Raw genomic sequence first — 20,567 nt, 5'->3', positions numbered from 1 at the left:
TGCCCGGCCACAAGCCGGGCGTCATCGCATCCGCCAACCCACGACGGAGAGAGAGACCTCAATGAAGTTCAATCTGAACTGGAGCGTTGCCGCGATCAGCCTGGCATTTGTCGGCACCGCGATGGCTGAAGACGTGGTCGTCAAGATCGGCCATGTGGGGCCGACCAGCGGTGCGATTGCCCACCTGGGCAAGGACAACGAGAACGGCGCACGCATGGCCATCGATGAGCTGAACGCCAAGGGCGTGACCATCGGCGGCAAGAAGGCCAAGTTCGAGCTGCTGGCCGAAGACGACGCTGGCGACCCCAAGCAAGGCACCGCTGCCGCGCAGAAGCTGGTCGACTCCAAGGTCAACGGCGTGATCGGCCACCTGAACTCGGGCACCTCCATCCCGGCTTCGAAGGTCTACTCCGACGCTGGCATCCCGCAGATCAGCCCCTCGGCGACGAACCCCAAGTTCACCCGCCAAGGCTTCAAGACCACCTTCCGCGTGGTGGCTGACGACGTGCACCTGGGTGGCACGCTGGGCAAGTACGCCGTGACCGAGCTCAAGGGCAAGACGATCGCCGTGATCGACGACCGCACCGCCTACGGTCAAGGCGTGGCCGACGAGTTCGAAAAGGGTGTCAAGGGCGCTGGCGGCGCGATCGCCAAGCGTGAGTTCACCAACGACAAGGCGACGGACTTCACCGCCATCCTGACCAGCATCAAGGCCGCCAAGCCCGACGTCGTGTTCTACGGCGGCATGGACGCGGTGGCCGGCCCGATGATCCGCCAGATGAAGCAACTGGGCATCACCGCCAAGTTCATGGGCGGCGACGGCATCTGCTCGGGCGAGCTGCCCAAGCTGGCCGCGGGCGCGATGGCCGACGGCCAGGTCGTGTGCGCTGAAGCCGGTGGCGTCGAAGGCGCGCAGAAGACGGCGATGGAGAAGTTCAAGGTCGACTTCAAGAAGAAGTTCAACGCCGACGTGCAGATCTACGCCCCGTACGTCTATGACGCCACGATGGTGATGGTCGACGCGATGGTCAAGGCCGGCTCCGCCGATCCGAAGGTGTACCTGCCGGCACTCGCTAAAACTTCTGGTTATAAGGGCGTGACTGGAACTATCGCTTTTGACGATAAGGGCGACATCAAGAACGGGGCACTGACGCTTTTTACCTACAAAGCAGACAAGCGCGAGCAGATCGCAGTCGTCCGCTGAGACAGGCTTAGGCAGAATTCGGGTTCCCCCCTAAACGAGAGGAAAGAAGACTCACATGAATAAGCAAATCGCGCTCGGCCTGCTGGCCGCTGTGGCCGCCTCTGGCGCCTTCGCCCAGTCGTCGGTGACCGTGTACGGCCGCTTGAACGTGACGGTCGAAAGCATCAAGGTCGGTGACGAAGACCGCCAAAGCGACGTCCACAACAACTCGTCGCGTATCGGCTTCAAGGGCACGGAAGACCTGGGTGGCGGCCTGAAGGCCGGCTTCCAGATCGAGCATGGCTTCGACCCGACCACCGGCACGGCTGCTGCCACCTTCTGGGGCCGCCAAGCCGAAGTCAACCTGAGCGGCAATTTTGGCAAGGTGCGGCTCGGCACCTTCTTCCCGGGTTCGTACTATGCGCTGGCTGACTACATCAGCATGCACAACCACGACACGGGCGACTCGTCGGACGCGCTCTACGCCACGAAGTTCACGACCCAGAACAAGGTCGGATACATGTCGCCCACTTTCGGCGGCTTCCAGTTCGAAGGCTCCGTGGCCGAAGGTTCGTCGACGACCTCTCGCAACTACGATGTGGCGGGAAACTACGACAACGGTCCTCTGCACCTTGGCTTTGGCTACGAAAAGCAAGGCGATCAGAAGCAACTCGGCATTCGCGGCCTCTATGAACTGGGTGCGTTCACCATCGGTGCACTCGTCCAGCGCGACACCGACATGTACGGTGTTGGCTTCGGTGATCGCACTTACTTCCGCGTGGCCGGTATGTACGCGATGGGCGCTTCGGAGTTCCACCTGAACGTTGGCCGCGCAGGCGAGTACGACAACGTGAGCAACAGCGCTGCCACCCAGTGGACGGCCGGCTACAACTACAACCTGAGCAAGCGCACCAAGGTGTACGGCTACTACACCCGTATCAGCGATGGCGACGCGGCGGTGTACGGTGGCGACTACAACGCCTTCGCTCTGGGCATCCGCCACAACTTCTGATCCGACTCCGGTCTGATCCGAACTGAAAGCCGTACCGGGCAACCGGTACGGCTTTTTTCATGGACGGTCATCTGCATCGTGGCATGCTTACACCGATGCAACAGCGCTCGATTTCTCATGGCTTCCTGGTCCGCGCGCTCCTGGGTGCCCTCGGATCCTGCCTGGCAGCGCTGGCACTGGCCGCCTCGCCACGCACGACCGACCTGAACCTAGCCAACCAAGCCGAATTGGAGATGGTCAAAGGGATCGGGCCGCAGTTGTCCGAGCGCATCCTGACCGAACGGGCGCAAGGCCGCTTCGACAGCTGGGAAGACTTCATCGGCCGCATGAAAGGCATCGGTCCGAGCCATGCCACCCGGCTCTCTGCCGCCGGTTTGCGCGTGGCGGGACAGCCTTACGCGATCAGTCAGGCCGGCAGCGGTACGGCCGCCTCGGCGCCGGCAAAGTAGTGCACGGTTTCCGGCGTCAGTGGGTCCGTGACCGCCGATGCATGCCGCTTCGCCGGCGCTGCTGATTCCTCGCTGGCAGCAGGCCAGCGCGGCACCCAGCCGAAAAACGCAGCCACCTCGTCGCGGCGGGCCAGCGTGTCGCTTTCGCCCAGGTCCATCAGTTCGCGGGTGAAATCGGCCTCGAACAACAGGTAGCTGGCCAGCGCCGCGCCACGGGCAGCGCTGCCCTGCCCGCTGACCCCAACGCCGCGCAGCAGGGTGCGAATGGTGCGCGGCAAGGCGTCCAGATGCCGGGCGGCGATGTCGTCCAGGCGCTGGCTGGGGGCGATCAGCAAGACGTCGATCGGCCGCAGTGCACTCTTCTCGCGTGCCTCGGCCGGCAGCAGTTGCAGCGTGCGGTTGATGCGCTGCAGGCGTTCGAAATCAACCGCCAGTGCATCGAGGAAGATGTTCGACAGCGCATGGCCAGCGATCTGCGCCATCGTCGGGTAGTCACCGCTGACCTGGCGCTTTCCGGGCGGCTCGTGCATGCGGCCGGCACCGATCACGAGGATGCGTTCGGCGCCCAGGTGGATGGCCGGCGAGATCGGCGCCGCCTGGCGCATCGAACCGTCGCCGAACCACTCCGGCTCGCCATCGATGGTCAGTTGCTTGGCCGGGAAGACAAACGGAATGGCTGACGACGCCAGCAGGTGCGGCAGCCCGATATGGTCGCGCACCGCGCGGCGCTGCGAGCGCACCCAGGCCGTCACCTCTTCGGCAGCGTTGTAGAAGGTCACGTGCTCGCCCGAGGTGTAGCTCGACGCGCTGACCGCCAAGGCCTTCAGGTGCCCGTCTCGGATCAACTCCGGGATGCGCTCGAGCCGCACCATCCGCTCCAGCAGACCGGCCAGTGGCTCGTTGTCCAGCAGCGAACGCGGCTTCAGCCGGCGCCAGCGAGCGATGACCCAGCCGATGGACATCATCGTCAGCCAACGGGCACCGGAGCGGATCACGCCGATCGAGTCCGAGCGGTAGACCTGCTCGGCGTGGAAGCCTTGCCAGATCGACACCAGCTTGGCCACGCCTTGCTCGAAATCGTCCGCGTCGCCAGCCAGCGCGGCGGCATTGATCGCGCCGGCAGACGTGCCGGCGATCACCGGAAACGGGTTGCCCTCGGGCGCCACGCACTGGCGGCGAATGGTGACCAGGGCCCGCAGCACGCCCACCTGGTACGCCGCACGCGCGCCACCACCGGTGAGGATCAGGCCAGTGACAGGCGTGGCGGAGGGCTGCATGATGCCGACCAGTCTAGGTCGGCCGGTCGGGGCCGAAAGCCCCAAATGCAAGGTAAGCGCGCCTCATTTGAGGGGGCAGAACCCCGGCGCGCAAGACTCAGTCGTGCCCGTGGCCACGACCGCGGCCTTGAGCGTGCTCGGGCGGGCCGCGGCGGTCCATCATCGGAGCGGGCGCCACATGCGCGCGGTACCACTCTTCTTTCACGAAGTAGACCGGCACGCCACACGCGTTGTAGCGGTAGCAGTGCTTGCCCCAGTTCTTCTGGTGGCCCGGCGGCACCCACAGGTAGACCGGCTGCACTGGCTGCGCCACCACCACGCGTGGCTGGCGGATGACCACCGGCTGCGGGACGATGAGTTCCGGCTGCGGGAAGCGGCCGATGTCGATGCGGCCGTAGACACCCGGCTGGCTGACCGAGATCGACACCCCCACGTCGGCGGCACGCGAGGCCGGGCTGGCCAGCAGGCCGACCAGGCCCACGGCAGCCAGCGTCAACGTGCAAACCGCGGCGCGTGCGGCCGAGTGGGCAAAGGAGGTTTCTTTCATCGATCTCATCATCAACATCCCGATGGGCGAGCTGGCGCAACACAAGTTCACATTGCAACGCGCTGGTCGGCTTTTCGGTTGGCTGATAAAGCCCAAGAAACCAACTATTACCACTGCTCGATCGGGGCTTATCCGTAGACGATCGCCGCCTTGCCCTCGTGCGCGAGTTGGCGCCACCGGGCCAAGGCCTGGTCGCTGGGCCAGAAACGTCCGGCGGCGCCGAGCTCCAACTCCGCCGTTGCTCCCGGTCGCTTGACCATCAGCCGCACGGCCAGGCCCTGCACCAGGTCGCCGGCGCCTTCTTCGCTGGCCTGCTGCACCCGCGCGGGGAAGGTCCGCACCAGGTCGCTCACCGGCGCGGCGCCACTGCCGTTCAGTTCGACCGCCAGATAGCGCCCGAAGCGTGCCCGAGCGCCGGCCAGGTCCCATACCTGGTTGATGTTCAAGCGCAGGCCACCCGAGAACCGATCGGGCTGCACCTTGCCCTGCACGACGATCAGCTCGTCTTCGCGCAGCAGGTCGCGGTTAGCATCGAGTTGCTCTTCATTGACCACGGCTTCAATCGGCTCGCTGCAGTCGTCGAGCTTGAAGATGCCGACGCGGCCGCGCTGGCCATTGACCACCCGCAGGTCCGTCACGATGCCGGCCAGCAGCTGCGGCTCGCGCGAGTCGATCAGGTCAGCCACGCGGCGCGGGCAGAAGCGCCGCACCTCGGTCTCGTTCTCGTCGAACAGGTGGCCCGACAGGTAGAAGCCGATCGCCGTCTTTTCCAGGCTCAGCTTCTCGCGCACGCTCCAGGGCTCGGCCGGTTGCAGCGGCGGCTCCTGCGTGTGCGAGCCATGCGCGGCGTCCTCGCCGCCGAAGTCGAACAGGCCGCTCTGCAGCGCGTTTGCCGCCTGCGTCTCGGCCCAGTCGAAGGCCAGGCCGACGCTGGCCAGCGTGGCAGCGCGGTCCGGGTGCAGTGTGTCGAAAGCACCGGCCTTGATCAGCGCCTCGACCACGCGCTTGTTGCACTTGCCCTTGTCGACCCGCGCGCAGAAGTTGAACAGGCTGGTGAACGGGCCGTCGGCCTCGCGTGCAGCGACGATCGCCTCGATCGCGCCCTGCCCCGTGCCCTTGATCGCGCCCAGGCCGTAGCGCAGCTTCTTGCGGCCCTCCGGCCCCGGCATCGGCTCGAAGCGGTAGACGCCGCTGTTGACGTTGGGCGGCTCAAACTGCAGCTTGAAGTTCTTCGTCGCATCGGCGAGCAGCACCTTGAGCTTGTCGGTGTCGCCCAGTTCGATCGTCATGTTGGCCGCGAAGAACTCGGCCGTGTAGTGCACCTTGAGCCAGCCGGTGTGGTACGCCAGCAGCGAGTACGCGGCGGCGTGCGACTTGTTGAAGCCGTAGCCCGCGAACTTCTCCATCAGGTCGAAGATCTCGTCGGCCTTCTCTTTCGGGATGTTGTTGCCCGCGGCCCCCTTGCGGAAGATCTCGCGGTGCTCGGCCATCTCCTCGGCCTTCTTCTTGCCCATCGCGCGGCGCAGCAAGTCTGCGCCGCCGAGGCTGTAGCCGCCCAGCACCTGGGCGGTCTGCATCACCTGCTCCTGGTAGACCATGATCCCGTAGGTCTCGGACAGCACTTTCTCGACCAGCGGGTGCGGGTACTCGACCTCTTCGCGCCCGTGCTTGCGCGCCACGAAGCTGGGGATCAGGTCCATCGGGCCCGGCCGGTACAGCGCGTTCAGCGCGATCAGGTCTTCCAGCCGGCTCGGCTTGGCATCGCGCAACATACCCTGCATGCCGCGCGATTCAAACTGGAACACCGCTTCGGTCAGGCCGTCGGAGAACAGCTTGTAGACCGCCCGGTCGTCCAGCGGCAGCGTTTCGTAGGCAAAGTCTTTCTTGTCCGGGTAGCGGGCGACGATGAAGTCTTTCGCCAACTCCAGAATGGTCAGCGTCGCCAAGCCCAGGAAGTCAAACTTCACCAGGCCGATGGCCTCGACGTCGTCCTTGTCGTACTGGCTAACCGCCGAGTCACTGCCCGGCTGCTGGTACAGCGGGCAGAAGTCGGTGATCTTGCCCGGCGCGATCAGCACGCCACCGGCGTGCATGCCGATGTTGCGCACCATGCCCTCGACACGCGCCGCCAGCGACAACAGCTCGGCCACTTCTTCTTCAGCCGCCTCGCGCTGCTCGAGCTCGGGCGCTTCTTGCCGCGCGTAAATGATGCCCGGGTCCGGTTTCTCGGGCACCTTGGCCAGCGTCACCGTCTTGCCCGGCGGCGCGGGGATCAGCTTGGCGATCGAGTCGACGTGGCCGAAACCCATGCCCAGCACGCGGCCGATGTCGCGCAGCGCCGCCTTCGCAGCCATCGTGCCGAAGGTCGCGATCTGGCTCACCGCCTGGCGGCCGTACTTGTCCTTGACGTAGTCGATCACCCGGTCGCGGTTGCCCTGGCAAAAGTCGACGTCGAAGTCGGGCATCGAGACGCGTTCCGGGTTCAGGAAGCGCTCGAACAGCAGGTTGTATTGCAGCGGGTCCAGGTCGGTGATCGACAGCGCATAGGCCACCAGCGAGCCGGCGCCCGAGCCCCGGCCCGGGCCCACCGGGCAGCCATTGGCCTTGGCCCACTTGATGAAGTCCGACACGATCAGGAAGTAGCCCGGGAAGCCCATCTTCAGGATCGTGCCGATCTCGAACTCGAGCCGTTCGACATAACGCGGCCGTTCTGCGTCACGCTTGGCGACATCCGGAAACAGCAGCTCCAGCCGCTTTTCCAGCCCCTCGAACGACTCCTGGCGGAAGAACGCGTCGATCGGCATCGGCGTGCCATCGGGCTGGATCGGCGTCGGAAAGTCAGGCAGCCGGGGCTTGCCCAGCACCAGCGACAGGTTGCAGCGCTGGGCAATCGCCAGCGTGTTCGCCACCGCCGAGGGCACGTCGGCGAACAGCGCCTCCATCTGCGCCTGGCTCTTGAAATACTGCTCGCGGCCGAAGCGCTTGATGCGGCGCGGGTTGGCCAACGTCTCGCCCTCGGCCACGCAGACCCGCGCCTCGTGCGCTTCGAAGTCTTCCGGCGTCAGAAACTGCACCGGGTGCGTGGCCACCACCGGCAGCTTCAGCTCGGCGGCCAGCGGCACCGTCGCACGGACCAGCGCCTCGTGCTGCGCGAGGCCGGCACGTTGCAGCTCAAGGTAAAAGCGCCCCGGGAACAGCCCGCTCAGGCGCTCGGCCGCCTGCGCGGCGCGTGCGCGGTCACCGGCCAGCAGCGCCATACCCACCGCACCGTGCTCGGCACCAGACAACGCGATCAACCCGTCGCCCAATTCGGCCAGCCACTCCCAGGTGACCCAGGCCTGCGCGCGCTGCACATTGCGCGTCCAGGCACGGGCCAGCAGCTCACACAGGTTCAGGTAACCGCGGCTGTTCTGCACCAGCACCAGCAGCCGGCTGGCGGCCTTGTCGCCAGCGTCGGACGGCTCGAGCCAGATGTCGGCACCCAGCAGCGGCTTGACGCCTTTGCCCCGGCAGGCCTTGTAGAACTTGACGGCGCCAAAGAGGTTGGCCAGGTCGCTGATGCCCAGTGCCACCTGGCCGTCCGCGGCCGCCGCGGCGGCCGCATCGTCGACACGCAGCGTGCCGTCGACAACTGAAAATTCGGTGTGGGTGCGCAGGTGGACAAACGGCATGCGGCATTCTACGAAGCCCCTCGCCCACGCTGCGCGCCCTGCTCACCCCCGCGCCCTCCCGGGCGCAGGGGCAGCGGCACTCGCTGCGGTGTTACTGCGCGCAGCTGCCGATCGGCACGTCGGCCGGCGCGCCCGTGCCGGCCACCTGGTCGGCCGTCAGGGTCACGCACAACGGCAGCGATTGCACGCCCGCACCGCTGACCACGATCTTCGACACCCCGGCCGGCGTGCCGGCCTTCAGCGTCAGCTTGACCGTGGACGGCTTCTTCAGCTGCACGCCCGTGTTGTCCCAGTTGTAGGTGCGCGCATAGCGCACGGTGCCACCGGCCGTGAAGCTGACGATCGGGTAGTTCTCGTCCGACTCGGCGTCATCGCCGTAGCCGCTGCCGGCCGACACGCCGTTCATGCGCAGCCCCGTCAGCGTGAACTTGCCCGCGCCGTCGTAGTGCAGCGATTGCGGCACCGGCTTGGCCTTCTTCGGTGCGTCGCCATCGGGCGTGTAGATCCAGACATCGCTGGAGCCATAGTTGAACATCACCTGCCCGGTCGGCAGCACCAGCATGTGCGTCAGGTAGGCCGACTGGTTCATCGTCACCGGGAAATCCGGCTGGATGGGGTTGATGGTGTTGGACACCGGGTCATAGTCGAACAGCTGGGTCGGCGCTTCGAAAGTGCCCTTGGTCGGCGCAGCGTCGGCGGCCAGGATGATGTGGCCGCTGGGCAGCTCGGCGGCCGGCGCGTCGTCGGCGCCGAACAAGACCTTCTTGCCATTCAGCGTGCCCATGATGTCGGGGCCCGCCAGCCAGTTGTTGGTGCCGATCTCGTACATCGCCGTGTGGCCGGTGGCGCCGATGAAGAACACCTTGCCGCGGCTGTCGGCGCTGCGCAGGGTCAGCGCCGGGCCGGTTTCGTAGCCCAGGAACTGGCTGCTCAGCGCCGGGATGCTGCCGGTGGCGCCACCATCGCTCGGGCTGCGGCTGGACCAGCTGTGCGTCTTCGGGTCGTAGGCTTCGGCGTACGAGCCGTTGGCCGAGATGCTGTGGAACAGGTCATGCGTCAGCACCTTGCCGTCGGGCAGCTTGACCCAGGTCTCCTCGTCGCTGCTTTCGTCGCTGTAGATCTTGTTGCCGGTGGACGTCCAGGTCTTCTTCTTCAGGTCGTAGATGAACGACGTGGGGTTGGACAGCGAACCGGCCAGGATCTTGTTGCCGTTCAGCAGCATCGACGGCACGTCGCCGTAGTTCGATTCGGGGTGGTGCGGGAACGGGGTCCAGGTGTTGGCCAGCGTGTCGTAGGTCTCGCCGGTGTTGATCCAGGTGGCATCGAGGTTGGGGCCGCTGTACTCACCGCCCAGCACCCACACGTTGCCGTCCGGCGTCACGTGGCTGGCGAAGTAGACGCGGCCGGTGTTCATGCGCGCCACGTTGGTCCAGGTGCCGTCGACGTAGCTGCCGTTGGCCGCCGGCGTCAGCTTGCGCCAGATGCTGCCGGGCAGATCCTGGCTGTGCGCCAGCACCGTGCCGTCGGTCAGCAACAGCATGGTCTCGACGGTGCCGGACGGCGCGTGGGTCAGGCGGGTCCAGGTGGCGGCGTTCGCCAGGGGCGCCAGGGCCAGGAAGGCGGCCGCGGCACATGCATGCCTGACCCAAAGGTTTTTCGAAGCCGAATCGATCATCACACTCACTCCTGCGCCCATCGCGGTGGCTAGGGCTGCATCACAGAGAACACCCCCGGCGCTGCGGGGGTGGACGAGCGGTGAGTATCGTGACTGCGCCAGGCCCTGGCGAGGGAGCCGGGCGCGCTGCGGCCGGCTCGATGAAGATTCTTGTCAATGCGGCCGGGTGATCACCAGCTGGCCGTTAGGCCGCCGCCGAACGCCCGCTACACCCCGGCGCGCTGGATGGTCGCTGTGAGCGCGCTGCGCAGCGCCTCGGCACTGTCGGCCAGGTGGGCGCGGGCCTCGGGCGACAGGTCGGCGCGCCGGCTGGCGTTGGCCATGCGGTCGAGCAAGCCGCGGGCCTCGGCGCGCAGCAGGCTGCGTGCGTCGGCGCGGCTGTTCGCCGAGGGCTTCAGCAGCAGGTTGGCCAGGCGCGCCAGGTGCTCGCGCTGCAGGTCGCGACGCGCGGCGGTGATGTCGCCCGGCCGCCCCAGCTCGGCCCAGATGTCACGCGTGAGCCGGCCGTACAGCTCGGCCAGGCCGAACGCTTCTTTCGGCGAATCTGCCTTGGCCTGTGCGTCCAGCAGCCGCGCCGCCAGCGTCTCGCTCATCAGCTGGTTCAGCAAGGCGCGCTGAAGGTCCAGCACGATGGCGTCGATCGTGTAGTCGGTCGGCACCGGCTCGGTACCGCTGAAGCGCTCGAGGTAGTCCGGCGCCAGCTTGCGCGCCAGCGACGGCGAGACGTGGAAGCTGCCCGCCGCCAGGAAACTCTGGGCCAGCATGTCCAGCGCCTCTCGCTGGACGGCCGCCGGCACCGGCTGCAGCGGGTCGCGGCCGGAGCCGGGGAAGTCGCGCAGCGTGCGCAGACCGCCGATCTGGCGCGCCAGCACGCCGGCGGCGCGGGTCGCGTCGCGCAGCGCGTAGCCGAGCGCGCGGCGCAGCACGGTGTAGTCCTCGGTGGCCTTCAGCGGCCGGCGCTCCTGGCGCTCGAACAGATCGCGGGCAATCGCGATGCGCTTCTTGGCAAAGGTCAGCGGGTCGTCGCCAAGGTCGAACACCAGCGATTCGGGGTCGAGGCCGAGCAGGTTGTCTTCGTCGGTGCCGTAGGCCAGCTCCGGCTCGGACGAGCGGGCCGCAATGCGCTGCAGCTCGGCGTCTTGCTCGGCGGCCGGGGTGCCGTCGGCAAACGGCTTGTAGGCGTACTCGATCGCCCAGTAGTCGTAGGGGCCCAGCGTGCTCTGGAACGGCGCCGGCACCGGCGCGCCGGGGCGGCCGAGGTTGACCGGCGCGTATTCCATCACCGAGCCGGCCAGGCTGTGGCTGCGGGTGAACTCGGGGTCGGACAGCTGCTTGTCGCTGTAGATGCGCGACGAGCGGAAGTTGTGCCGCAGGCCCAGCGTGTGGCCCACCTCGTGCATCGTCACGTCGAACAGGTAGGCCTGCACGAAGGCATCGGCCTCGGGGCCGGCGGGGTCGATCTCGCCGCGCGCGTCCATCACGTCCAGCGCGTAGGCCAGCTGCTCGGCGGCCATCGCCCCATGCTGGCATTGCACGGCCGCCTCGCCATGCTGCATGAGCTCGGCCAGGCGGGCGTCGCCGTCGGCCTGCAGCAGCGTGGATGCATCGGCCATCGGGCGGCCGGCCAGCACCTGGGCACGCTCGCTGCGGCGGTTGCGCGACGACAGGCTCTCGATGCCGATGTCGGCATCGAGGATCTCGCCGGTGCGCGGGTCGACATGGCTCGGGCCGATCGCGCCGAACGCCGGGTCCGCGTTGGTCATCCAGCGGATCGATGCATAGCGCATGTCCAGCGTATCGAACTTCGCGTCGTCGGGCTGCTGCTGCACGACCAGTGCGTTCTTGAAGCCGATGCGCTCGAAGGCCGCGTTCCAGGCCAGCACGCCGCGGGTGATCGAGTCGCGGTAGCGCTCGGGGATGTCGCGGTCCAGCCAGAAGGTGATGGGCTTGACCGGTTCTGACAGGGCCGCTGCCGGGTCTTTCTTCTCCAGCCGCCAGCGGCGCACGTAGAAGCGGTTGGGCGTGCGCACGGTGTCGTTGCCGAAGTCCAGCACCGAGGTCGTGAAGTAGCCGATGCGCGGGTCGGCGCGGCGCGGCACCATCGGCTGCGCAGGCAAGGCGGCCAGCGAGTAGTGCAGCCCGAGGAACATGCTGCGCGGGTCAGGCAGCGTGGTTGGCAGGATCGGCACCGGCGCCCCGGCGGGCGCCCCCGGCGCCGCGCTGGACAGGCTGCCGGTGCTGTAGTGCAGGTTGAGTTCGAGCGTGACGACATCGGGCTCGCTGCGCACCTGCGTGAAGGCCGAGTTGCGAGCGTCGAAGCCGTAGTTCTGGCGGTAGGTGCGCTGCAGGTTGATGCCCAGGCCCATCAGGTCGGCCACGAAGATCGGGTTCGCCTCGACCAGCACGGCCTTGTTGTCGGCGTTGGGCTGGCTGGCCACCGGTGCGCTGCCGAGCAGGCTGTCGGAGAACGCGTTGGCCACCGCGCGCGCCTCGGGCGACCCGGCCGGCGCCATGTAGCGCTCGTTGCGCGCCACCAGCATCACCTGGTTGTGCACGCGGCGGAACTCGACGATCTGCGGCCGGCCGCCATATTGCAGCCCCAGCATGCTGCCGCCGAAGATGGCCTGCTCGCCGATGCCATGCGAGAGCTTGGGCGACAGGAACATCGGCTTGTTGAAGTCTTCCGGCTTCAGCTCGAACCAGACTTTTTCGTCCTTCTGCCACAGCGCCAGCAGCCCGTCGGTGCGCTTGGCATCTTTGATCACCGTGGCGAAGGCCGGCGGCGAGCCGGGCGCCGGCGCGGCGGCCGCCGCCCCGGGCTTGGGCGCGGAGGGTGCGGCGATCGGGGCGCCCGGGATCGACGACCCGGCGTTGGCCGGCGCCGTTTCGGCCGGCGCTGCCGGGGCGGGCGCCGACGCGGCGCCCGGCGGCACGGTCGAACACGCCACCAGGCTCAGCAGCAAGCTGCCCGACGACAGCGCCAAGCCGGCGCGTGCACGCGAAATCGGTTCGTAGAGGTAGGGCATCGGGTGACAGGCAAACCGGAAGAAGACGGCAACGACGACCGGCGCCCCACGCTGAATCGGGGCGCCGAAGAAAGAACGTCGCGGCACCGATTGCTCGGTGCCGCGACGGCTGGGCGTGAAACGATTGTGCCCTCACGTGGGCTCCGCGCCGAGCGGGAAGACTCCCGTACCCCGTGCGGTTGACCACTGCGGCACGCAGCCGCAGCGTTGGAGTGCGTTCAGTTCAGCGAGTTCGCTCCATCGCGACGGTCGTGCTGGCCGTCCTTGTGCTCGCGACGGCGCTCCGGTTGACGCTCGGGCTGGCGTTCGACTTGACGCTCGACCTGGCGCGGCTCGGGCTGGCGCTCTTCGCGCGGGGCCACCCGGGGCACCGGCTGCGGCGCCGGCTGAACCGCGCGCGGCGCCTCGCGCACTTGCTCGCGCTGCTGGAAGCCCGGCACCTCGCGCCCCTCGCGCGCCTCGCGTTGCTCACGCTCGCGCTGGTTCTGGAAGCCCGGCACCTCGCGGCGCTGCGGCTGCTGCTGTTCGCGCGGCTGCTCACGTTGCGGCTGGAAGCCCGGCGCCTCGTTCTCGCGCCGCGCTTGCGGGATCACCTGGCCCGGCTCGCGCTGCACGCCCGGCGCATTGTTCGTCGCACCGCTCAGCGGGGGGCGCGCCACGTGCGGGCGGGCGTTGTCGGGCTGGCCAGCCGACGGGCGGCCCACCGTGGCCGGGCCATTGCCGTTGCCGTTGTTGCCGTTGGGCGTGCGGTCATCGTCACGGCCGGCTTGCGGGCGCGTCACCATCGGCGTGCCGGGGCGGGCCGGTGCCACGTTGCCAGCGCCGTCCGGGCGGTTGTCGGGGCGGTTGCCCTGCACGCGGCCACCACCGTCCTTGCCGTCGGCCTGCAGGTCACGCGCGGCCATCGCGGCACGCGGCGGCGGGGGCGCCTGGGTGCGGCCCGGCTGGGCCACCTGGCGCGGCGCGAACGAAGCGTTGGCCGGCGTCGGCGGGGCCACCTGGGTCACGCCGCCACCGCGCGGGTTGCGCAGCGCACGCACCACGTCGGCATCGGCCGGGCGGTTGGCCGCATTGACTGCCTGGCGACGGGTCAGCACGTCGGACGACACCACCGTCACGCCACCGGCGACCCCGGTGTTGCGGTACATGACCGGCCGCGCCGGGCGAACCTGGTTGATCACCGTCACGTGGGTGATGTTGACCTGCTTGATGTAGGTGGGTGAATAACGGTAGGTCGGGTAGTACTGCTCACGCGGCGCCAGCGGCACCCAGCCCACCGGCTGGCCACCACCGATGTGCACCGACACGCTCAGGTTCGAGCCGCCCACCCAGGCCACCATCGCCGGCGCGTAGACCGGGCGGCGTACATAGGTGCCCGGCGCCCAGCACCAGCGGCCACCCCAGTGGACCCAGCGGCCGTAGTGGAACGGCGCGAAGCCCCAGGAGGCGTCATCGACCCAGGTCCAGCCCCAGGGGCGAACCCAGGCCCAGTGGCCATAGCGGTAAGGCGACCAGCCGGCCACCACGGTCGTCGGGTACCAGATGGCACCGTACTCGGGGTGCTGGCCCCACTGGCCGTTGCGGTCCAGGTCGTCGGCGCCGGTCATTTCGGGCGACACGGGGCGCTGGGCGGCATAGCGCTCGTCGCGCGAGTCGTCGCTGCGCACCCATTGCTCGAAGTCGTCATTGGCCGGGGTCGACCAGTTGTAGTGCGTGCGGTGGTCGCTCGGGTCGAGCCACAACTCGGCGCGCTGGCCGGGGCGCAACGACAGCTGGCTGTCGCTGGATTCGAAATCCAGCTCGCCCTGGGTGGTGCCGGCGGTGCTGCCGCGCTCGCCGTGGTCGATGCGGTACAGCCCGGCCGTGCGGGGCTGGAACCGGCCTTCGGCGGTGGTGATCTGCAATTCGCGCGCCACTTCCGGCGAGCGTACCCGCACCGCGGCGGCGCCGTCGTGCAGCGTCAGCTCGATGCGGTCGTCGTCCAGGCGGTTGACCTCCAGGTCGCTGCCCTGGTCGAGCCGGACGATGGTGGAGCCGATCTGCAGCTCGACGCGGGCGTCGCGGTCGGTCGCCACGCGGTCGGCGGTGGTGATCGGCCGGTTGTTCGCGGCCGCCTGCCACTCACCCTGGCCCGCCTCCAGCAGCCAGACCTGGCCCTTCATGTCGGCCAGGCGGCCAACGCGCCCCGGGGGGTCGTCTTCGGCGTGGGCTGCCATGGCGGCCAGGCCCAGCCCGCCGGCGATCAACGCCGCCGCCAGCCCGCGAGCGGCGGTGGACAAGCGATGTTTCCAGATGTTCATGTGTCTATCTCCAGACTCTTCCGGATCCACAACGCCGGTCGGGGCATTCCGGCTGACGTCGCAGTGTTGCTGGCATGTAACTGGCACCGGCTTCAGTCGTCGCTGGCCGGGTCGAGATCGGGGAACAGCACGCTGGTAAACCCGAGCTTGGTCAGGTCCCGCATGCGGGTCGGGTACAGCCGGCCGATCAGGTGGTCGCACTCATGTTGCACCACCCGGGCATGAAAACCTTCGGCTTCGCGCTCGATGATGCGGCCCAACTCGTCGACCCCGGTGTAGCGGATGCGCCGAAACCGGGGCACGACCCCGCGCAAACCCGGCACCGACAGGCAGCCTTCCCAGCCTTCTTCTTCGGCCAGCTGGCCATCAGCCTCGGGCAGCGGCGTGATCACCGGGTTCAGCAGCACGGTCTTGGGCACCGGCGGCGCGTCCGGATAACGCTCGTTGCGATCGAAACCAAAGATCACCAATTGCAGGTCGACGCCGATCTGCGGCGCCGCGAGGCCCGCGCCCTGGGCCGCGGCCATGGTGTCGAACATGTCTTGCACCAGCGCCCGCAGCTCGGGCGTGCCAAAGGCCGTGACCGGCGGCGCCAGGCGCAGCAGGCGCGGGTCGCCCATCTTCAGGATCTCTCGCACCGCCATCGCTAGTGTCCTGTCTCAGAAATATGCTGCATTGAGATTCGATCAGATGGTGATGATGGTGCGTCCGGACAGCTGGGCAGATACCCAGCGTATCTGCCCTGATGGCCGGGCGTGCCAGCGCGCCATCTGGTCGAACCCTTCGGGCGGGCCGAAATGGGGCGCTCGCAGCGCCGCCAAGCCAGGCTGATACCGCCAGGTATCAACCTGGCTCGTCGTCTCGCGATCATCCCCATTGCGGCCCGTCCAATGCAGCATATTTCTGAGACAGGACACTCGTCACCTTCTCGTGCATGGAAGGTCGGCATTATGTGACGGGCCTTCGGGCATGACAGCCACCCGCCGCGTTGATACCCTCGCCGACTCGATGACCGCCCCGCCCGCCCCCTCGCCCACCGCCGCGCATTGGCGCGAGCGCGCCCGCCTCGCGCAGGCACAGGGCCGGCTGGCCGACGCGATCGCAGCGCAAGTGCAGGCGGCCAACAGCGCCCAGGCCGAAGCACTGCCGGCGACCGAACAGGCCGCCGACTGCCACCGCCTGGCCACACTCTTGTTCACCGCCCGCGACCCGCACGGCGCCGTCACCGCGCTCACCCGGGCCCGCTCGCTCGACCCAGCCCGGCCCGACCTGGCCCTGAACCTCGGCATGGCGCTGCTGGCCGCGAACCAGGTCGATGCCGCGCTGGTCGAACTGCAAGCCGCCGAACGCGAACGGCCCGACCCGCCACCGATGCTGCTGGACGCCCTGGCCCACGCCTGGGGCCGCGCCGGCCGGCTCGACATGGCACGCGCCTGCGGCGAGCGCTCGCTGCTCGCCAAAGACGCCGAAGCCTGCCCGCCCCCTGAGGCCACTGCGCCCACCCCACCCCTGCCGGCCTTCGACCCCACCGACAGCCGCCGCCACATCATCTCGTTCAGCCTCTTCGGCACCCAGCCGCGCTACCTGGACGGCGCGCTCGCCAACGCCCACGCCGCCACCCGCCTGTACCCCGGCTGGACCTGCCGCTTCCACGTCGACGACAGCGTGCCGGCCGAGACCTGCGCGGCGCTCGTGGCCAGCGGCGCGCAGTTGCGCCGCATGCCGCGCCCACCGCGCCTGGCCGATGGCTTGTTCTGGCGCTTCACCGTGCTCGACGACCCCGACGTGACGCACTTTCTGCTGCGCGACGCCGACTCGGTGCTCAACGCCCGCGAGGCCGCTGCGGTGCAGGCCTGGCTCGCATCGGGCCGCGGTTTCCACGTGATGCGCGACCACCCGGCCCACACCGACCTGATGCTGGCCGGCCTGTGGGGCGGCGTGCGCGGCCGGCTGCCGCCGCTGCGCGCCCTGCTGAACGGTTTTCACTACCGCACCGGCACGCAAAGCCGCTCGGCCGACCAGGTGTTCCTGGCCGAGCGCGTGTGGCCGCGCATCCGGCACGACTGCCTGGTGCACGACAGCGTCTACCGCGTGCTGGGCGCACAAGACTTTCCGCCCGGCAGCGCGCTGCCGCCGGGCCGCCACGTCGGCGACAACGCCGCCGCCTTCGGCGCCCCCACACCCAACCCGCCACCCCGTCCCGAATGAAGCCTTCCGCCACCACCAGTTATGTCGCCCTGCTGCGCGGCATCAACGTCGGCAAAGCCAAGCGCGTGCCGATGGCCGAACTGAAAGCACTGGTCGAATCGCTCGGCTACACCGACGTGAAGACGTTGCTGAACAGCGGCAACGTCGTCTTCCGCGGCCCCAAGGGCAAGGCGGCCGACGCGGCCAAGCGCATCGAAGCGGCGTTGCCCGGCACGTTCGGCTTCGAAGCCAAGCTGACCGTGCTGGACGCCGCGCAATGGGCCGAGCTGCTGGCCGACAACGAGCTGCTCGACCAGATGAGCGACCCGTCGCGGCTCGTGGTCGCCGTGTGGCGCAATGCCGCGGCCCGCGCTGGCGTCGAGAAGCTGGCGGCGCAAGACTGGTCGCCCGATCTCTTCACCACCGGCCGGCATGCCGGCTACCTCGTGTGCACCGAGGGCATCCTGGCCAGCAAGGCGGCCATGGCGCTCGACAAGGCCTTGCGCGACGAGGTTACCAGCCGCAACTGGGCCACCGCGCTGAAGATCGGCGCAATGCTCGAACCCGCCAAGCCCTGACGATGGCCACGACGACCGAACCCCACTACTTCGCCACGCCCGCGGCCCTGCGCGCCTGGTTCAAGAAACACCACGCCACGGCCACCGAGCTGTTGCTCGGCTACTGGAAGGTCGACAGCGGCCAGCCGAGCGTGACCTGGCCGCAGTCGGTCGACGAAGCCCTGTGCGTCGGCTGGATCGACGGCGTGCGCAAGCGCATCGACGACCAGCGCTACACGATCCGCTTCACGCCGCGCCGCCCGGGCAGCGTCTGGAGCCAGATCAACGTGAAGCGGGTGCCCGAGCTGGTCGCCGAAGGCCGCATGCAGCCCGCCGGGCTGGCGGTGTTCGAGGCGCGCGGCGAGCAGCATCAGCGCGGCTACTCGTTCAGCGACCGGGCCGAACACCTGCTGCCAGCCCACGAACAGGCGATGAAGGCCAACCCCGCGGCCTGGGCCTACTTCAACAAGCAGCCACCAGGCTACAAGCGCGCCGCGGTGCACTGGGTGACCAGCGCCAAGCAAGAGGCAACGCAGCTCAAGCGCCTGGCCACGCTGATCGAAGACTCGGCCGCCGGGCAGCGGCTGGGCCGCACCGAGAAGTACAAATAGGCAGCCGCCCCGCCGGTCACCCGGCGAGCAGTGCGCGCAAGCCCGCTTCGTTGAGCACCTCGACCCCCAGTTCGCGGGCCTTGTCGAGCTTGCTGCCGGCCTCTTCGCCGGCGATCACGTAGGTCGTCTTCTTCGACACCGAACCGCTGACCTTGCCGCCGGCGGCTTCGATCATCTCCTTGGCCTCGTCGCGGCTGAGCGTGGGCAAGGTGCCGGTCAGCACCAGCGTCTTGCCCAGCAGCGGGCGCGGCGCGTCGTTGGCCGTGCCCTCTTGGTCGGGCCAGTGCACGCCGCCGGCCCGCAGCTGCTCGACGATCTCGCGGTGGTGCGGCTGGTCGAAGAAGTGGCGGATGCTCTCGGCCACGATCGGGCCGACGTCGTTGACCTCGAGCAGCTCTTCGAGCCGCGCGTCCATCAGCCGATCGATGTTGCCGAAGTGGCGCGCCAGGTCCTTGGCGGTCGTCTCGCCGACCTGCCGAATACCCAGGCTGAAGAGAAAGCGGCCGAGCGTGGTCGACTTGCTCTTCTCGATGCCGGCCAGCAGGTTCTGCGCACTCTTCTCGCCCATGCGCTCCAGTGCCATCAGGTTGGTCAGGCCCAGGCGGTACAGGTCGGGCACGGTCTTCACGATGCCACCGTCGACCAGCTGGTCGACCAGCTTGTCGCCCAGGCCCTCGATGTCCATCGCGCGGCGGCTGGCGAAATGCAGCAGCGCCTGCTTGCGCTGCGCCGGGCAGGTGATGCCGCCGGTGCAACGCCAGTCGGCCCCGCCCTCTTCACGCTCGATCGGGCTGGCGCAGACCGGGCACTTGCCGTTCAGCCGCTTGTACAGGTCGAACGGTTCGCCCACGTCGGCCGGGCGCTTGTCGGCCACGATGCCCACCACCTCGGGGATCACATCGCCCGCGCGGCGCACGATCACCGTGTCGCCGATGCGCACGTCCTTGCGGCGGGTTTCGTCTTCGTTGTGCAGCGTGGCGTTGCTGACCGTCGTGCCACCCACGAACACCGGCTCCAGCTTGGCGACCGGCGTCAGCTTGCCGGTGCGGCCGACCTGGATGTCGATGTCCAGCAGCCGCGTCATCTGCTCTTGCGCCGGGTACTTGTGCGCCACGGCCCAGCGCGGCTCGCGGCTGACGAAGCCGAGCTTTTGCTGCAACTCGCGGTCGTTGACCTTGTAGACGACGCCGTCGATGTCGAACGGCAGCGCGTCGCGCTTGTCGGCGATGCGCTGGTGAAACTCGACCAGACCGGCCGCGCCCTGCGTCACCGCCCGGTCGGCGTTCACCGGCAGGCCGAAGGCGGCGATCGCGTCGAGCGTGGCGCTGTGCGTGGCGGGCCGCTCCCAGCCCTGGGTGTCGCCCAGGCCGTAGGCGAAGAAGCTGAGCTTCTTGTCGGCCAGCGAGCGGGTGTCGAGCTGGCGCACCGCGCCGGCCGCGGTGTTGCGCGGGTTGATGAAGGTCTTGCCGCCCTTCTCGCGCTGGCGCTCGTTCAGGCGCTCGAAGTCGTCGCGCCGCATGTAGACCTCGCCGCGCACCTCCAGCACCGGCGGCGCCTGGCCGATCAGGCGCAGCGGGATCTGGCCGATCGTGCGGATGTTGTGGGTCACGTCTTCGCCGGTCTCGCCGTCGCCGCGCGTGGCGGCCTGCACCAGCACACCGTCTTCGTAGCGCAGGTTGATCGCCAGGCCATCGAACTTCAGCTCGGCGGCGTACTCGACCGGTGCATCGCCCTCGGCCAGGCCCAGCTCGCGCCGCACGCGGGCGTCGAAGGCCTCGGCGCCGCCGGCGGTGGTGTCGGTCTCGGTGCGGATGCTGAGCATCGGCACCGTGTGCTTCACCGGCACCAGGTGCGGCAACACCTGGCCGATCACGCGCTGGGTGGGCGAGTCGGGCGTGCGCAGCTCGGGGTGCGCCGCCTCGATCGCCTCCAGCTCCTGGAACAGCTTGTCGTACTCGGCATCCGGCAGCTCCGGCGCATCGAGCACGTAGTAGAGGTGGGCGTGGTGGTTCAGCTGGGCGCGCAGTTCAGCGGCGCGCTGGGTGCTTTTCAAGTCGGCGGGTTCGGGCATG

General features: G+C 68.6%; 14 protein-coding genes. 6 read left to right on the top strand and 8 right to left on the bottom strand.

Features of this window, described 5'->3' with window-relative positions:
- Positions 1–61: 61 nt before the first annotated feature.
- Genes ACE3SG_RS09960 through ACE3SG_RS09950 form a run of 3 tightly spaced genes read left to right on the top strand, consistent with a single transcriptional unit; the run spans position 62 to position 2,644 of the window.
- A complete protein-coding gene (locus tag ACE3SG_RS09960; RefSeq protein ID WP_374564635.1) occupies positions 62–1,204 on the top strand; it encodes a branched-chain amino acid ABC transporter substrate-binding protein in 1,143 nt (380 codons plus the stop codon).
- A 55-nt stretch (positions 1,205–1,259) separates the two neighbouring features.
- Entirely contained in the window at positions 1,260–2,195 is a 936-nt protein-coding gene (locus ACE3SG_RS09955; protein ID WP_374564633.1) for a porin, read from the top strand.
- A 59-nt stretch (positions 2,196–2,254) separates the two neighbouring features.
- Complete coding sequence (locus tag ACE3SG_RS09950; RefSeq protein WP_374564631.1) at positions 2,255–2,644, top strand: ComEA family DNA-binding protein; 390 nt, start codon at positions 2,255–2,257, stop codon at positions 2,642–2,644.
- Here the strand turns inward: ACE3SG_RS09950 and ACE3SG_RS09945 are convergent.
- The 7 genes from ACE3SG_RS09945 to def all read right to left on the bottom strand — a co-directional run bounded on the left by ACE3SG_RS09945 (position 2,602) and on the right by def (position 15,784).
- Positions 2,602–3,921, bottom strand: coding sequence for a patatin-like phospholipase family protein (locus ACE3SG_RS09945; protein WP_374564629.1), 1,320 nt, complete (start codon positions 3,919–3,921; stop codon positions 2,602–2,604). The two genes, ACE3SG_RS09950 and ACE3SG_RS09945, sit on opposite strands and share 43 nt — an antisense overlap.
- A gap of 97 nt (positions 3,922–4,018) precedes the next feature.
- Entirely contained in the window at positions 4,019–4,468 is a 450-nt protein-coding gene (locus ACE3SG_RS09940) for a hypothetical protein (protein ID WP_374564627.1), read from the bottom strand.
- Between the two features lie 128 nt (positions 4,469–4,596).
- Positions 4,597–8,139, bottom strand: a complete 3,543-nt coding sequence (gene dnaE, locus ACE3SG_RS09935) for a DNA polymerase III subunit alpha (RefSeq protein ID WP_374564625.1) — start codon at positions 8,137–8,139, stop codon at positions 4,597–4,599.
- A gap of 91 nt (positions 8,140–8,230) precedes the next feature.
- Entirely contained in the window at positions 8,231–9,814 is a 1,584-nt protein-coding gene (locus tag ACE3SG_RS09930; protein ID WP_374564623.1) for a kelch repeat-containing protein, read from the bottom strand.
- Between the two features lie 206 nt (positions 9,815–10,020).
- Positions 10,021–12,840, bottom strand: a complete 2,820-nt coding sequence (locus ACE3SG_RS09925; protein WP_374564621.1) for a zinc-dependent metalloprotease — start codon at positions 12,838–12,840, stop codon at positions 10,021–10,023.
- Positions 12,841–13,058: 218 nt separating this feature from the next.
- Positions 13,059–15,140: a DUF6600 domain-containing protein gene (locus tag ACE3SG_RS09920; protein ID WP_374564619.1), complete on the bottom strand. Its 2,082-nt coding sequence runs from the start codon at positions 15,138–15,140 to the stop codon at positions 13,059–13,061.
- 92 nt (positions 15,141–15,232) lie between these two features.
- Entirely contained in the window at positions 15,233–15,784 is a 552-nt protein-coding gene (def, locus tag ACE3SG_RS09915; RefSeq protein WP_374564617.1) for a peptide deformylase, read from the bottom strand.
- Positions 15,785–16,148: 364 nt separating this feature from the next.
- On the opposite strand from def, the gene ACE3SG_RS09910 reads away from it, so the two are divergent.
- Genes ACE3SG_RS09910 through ACE3SG_RS09900 form a run of 3 tightly spaced genes read left to right on the top strand, consistent with a single transcriptional unit; the run spans position 16,149 to position 18,495 of the window.
- Positions 16,149–17,348 carry a tetratricopeptide repeat protein gene (locus tag ACE3SG_RS09910; RefSeq protein ID WP_374564615.1) on the top strand — a complete coding sequence of 400 codons (1,200 nt, stop codon included), beginning with the start codon at positions 16,149–16,151 and terminating at the stop codon, positions 17,346–17,348.
- Positions 17,345–17,905 carry a DUF1697 domain-containing protein gene (locus tag ACE3SG_RS09905; RefSeq protein ID WP_374564613.1) on the top strand — a complete coding sequence of 187 codons (561 nt, stop codon included), beginning with the start codon at positions 17,345–17,347 and terminating at the stop codon, positions 17,903–17,905. Before ACE3SG_RS09910 ends, ACE3SG_RS09905 begins: the two co-directional genes overlap by 4 nt.
- Positions 17,906–17,907: 2 nt before the next feature.
- Positions 17,908–18,495 (top strand): YdeI family protein, encoded by a 588-nt coding sequence (locus ACE3SG_RS09900; protein ID WP_374564611.1) that lies wholly within the window; start codon positions 17,908–17,910, stop codon positions 18,493–18,495.
- Between the two features lie 16 nt (positions 18,496–18,511).
- Here the strand turns inward: ACE3SG_RS09900 and ligA are convergent, their stop codons facing one another.
- Positions 18,512–20,566: an NAD-dependent DNA ligase LigA gene (gene ligA, locus ACE3SG_RS09895; RefSeq protein ID WP_374564609.1), complete on the bottom strand. Its 2,055-nt coding sequence runs from the start codon at positions 20,564–20,566 to the stop codon at positions 18,512–18,514.
- Between the last annotated feature and the right edge of the window lies 1 nt (position 20,567).

The sequence above is a fragment of the Ideonella sp. genome (assembly GCF_041914305.1).
Lineage (GTDB): Bacteria > Pseudomonadota > Gammaproteobacteria > Burkholderiales > Burkholderiaceae_C > Ideonella.
This window is presented reverse-complemented; position numbering and strand designations above follow the sequence as displayed.

Excerpts from the sequence above, each read along its gene's own strand:
- ACE3SG_RS09960 (WP_374564635.1), top strand. The coding sequence starts at position 62 with ATGAAGTTCAATCTGAACTGGAGCGTTGCCGCGATCAGCCTGGCATTT.
- ACE3SG_RS09955 (WP_374564633.1), top strand. The coding sequence starts at position 1,260 with ATGAATAAGCAAATCGCGCTCGGCCTGCTGGCCGCTGTGGCCGCCTCT.
- ACE3SG_RS09950 (WP_374564631.1), top strand. The coding sequence starts at position 2,255 with ATGGACGGTCATCTGCATCGTGGCATGCTTACACCGATGCAACAGCGC.
- ACE3SG_RS09945 (WP_374564629.1), bottom strand. The coding sequence starts at position 3,921 with ATGCAGCCCTCCGCCACGCCTGTCACTGGCCTGATCCTCACCGGTGGT.
- ACE3SG_RS09940 (WP_374564627.1), bottom strand. The coding sequence starts at position 4,468 with ATGAAAGAAACCTCCTTTGCCCACTCGGCCGCACGCGCCGCGGTTTGC.
- dnaE (WP_374564625.1), bottom strand. The coding sequence starts at position 8,139 with ATGCCGTTTGTCCACCTGCGCACCCACACCGAATTTTCAGTTGTCGAC.
- ACE3SG_RS09930 (WP_374564623.1), bottom strand. The coding sequence starts at position 9,814 with ATGATCGATTCGGCTTCGAAAAACCTTTGGGTCAGGCATGCATGTGCC.
- ACE3SG_RS09925 (WP_374564621.1), bottom strand. The coding sequence starts at position 12,840 with ATGCCCTACCTCTACGAACCGATTTCGCGTGCACGCGCCGGCTTGGCG.
- ACE3SG_RS09920 (WP_374564619.1), bottom strand. The coding sequence starts at position 15,140 with ATGAACATCTGGAAACATCGCTTGTCCACCGCCGCTCGCGGGCTGGCG.
- def (WP_374564617.1), bottom strand. The coding sequence starts at position 15,784 with ATGGCGGTGCGAGAGATCCTGAAGATGGGCGACCCGCGCCTGCTGCGC.
- ACE3SG_RS09910 (WP_374564615.1), top strand. The coding sequence starts at position 16,149 with ATGACCGCCCCGCCCGCCCCCTCGCCCACCGCCGCGCATTGGCGCGAG.
- ACE3SG_RS09905 (WP_374564613.1), top strand. The coding sequence starts at position 17,345 with ATGAAGCCTTCCGCCACCACCAGTTATGTCGCCCTGCTGCGCGGCATC.
- ACE3SG_RS09900 (WP_374564611.1), top strand. The coding sequence starts at position 17,908 with ATGGCCACGACGACCGAACCCCACTACTTCGCCACGCCCGCGGCCCTG.
- ligA (WP_374564609.1), bottom strand. The coding sequence starts at position 20,566 with ATGCCCGAACCCGCCGACTTGAAAAGCACCCAGCGCGCCGCTGAACTG.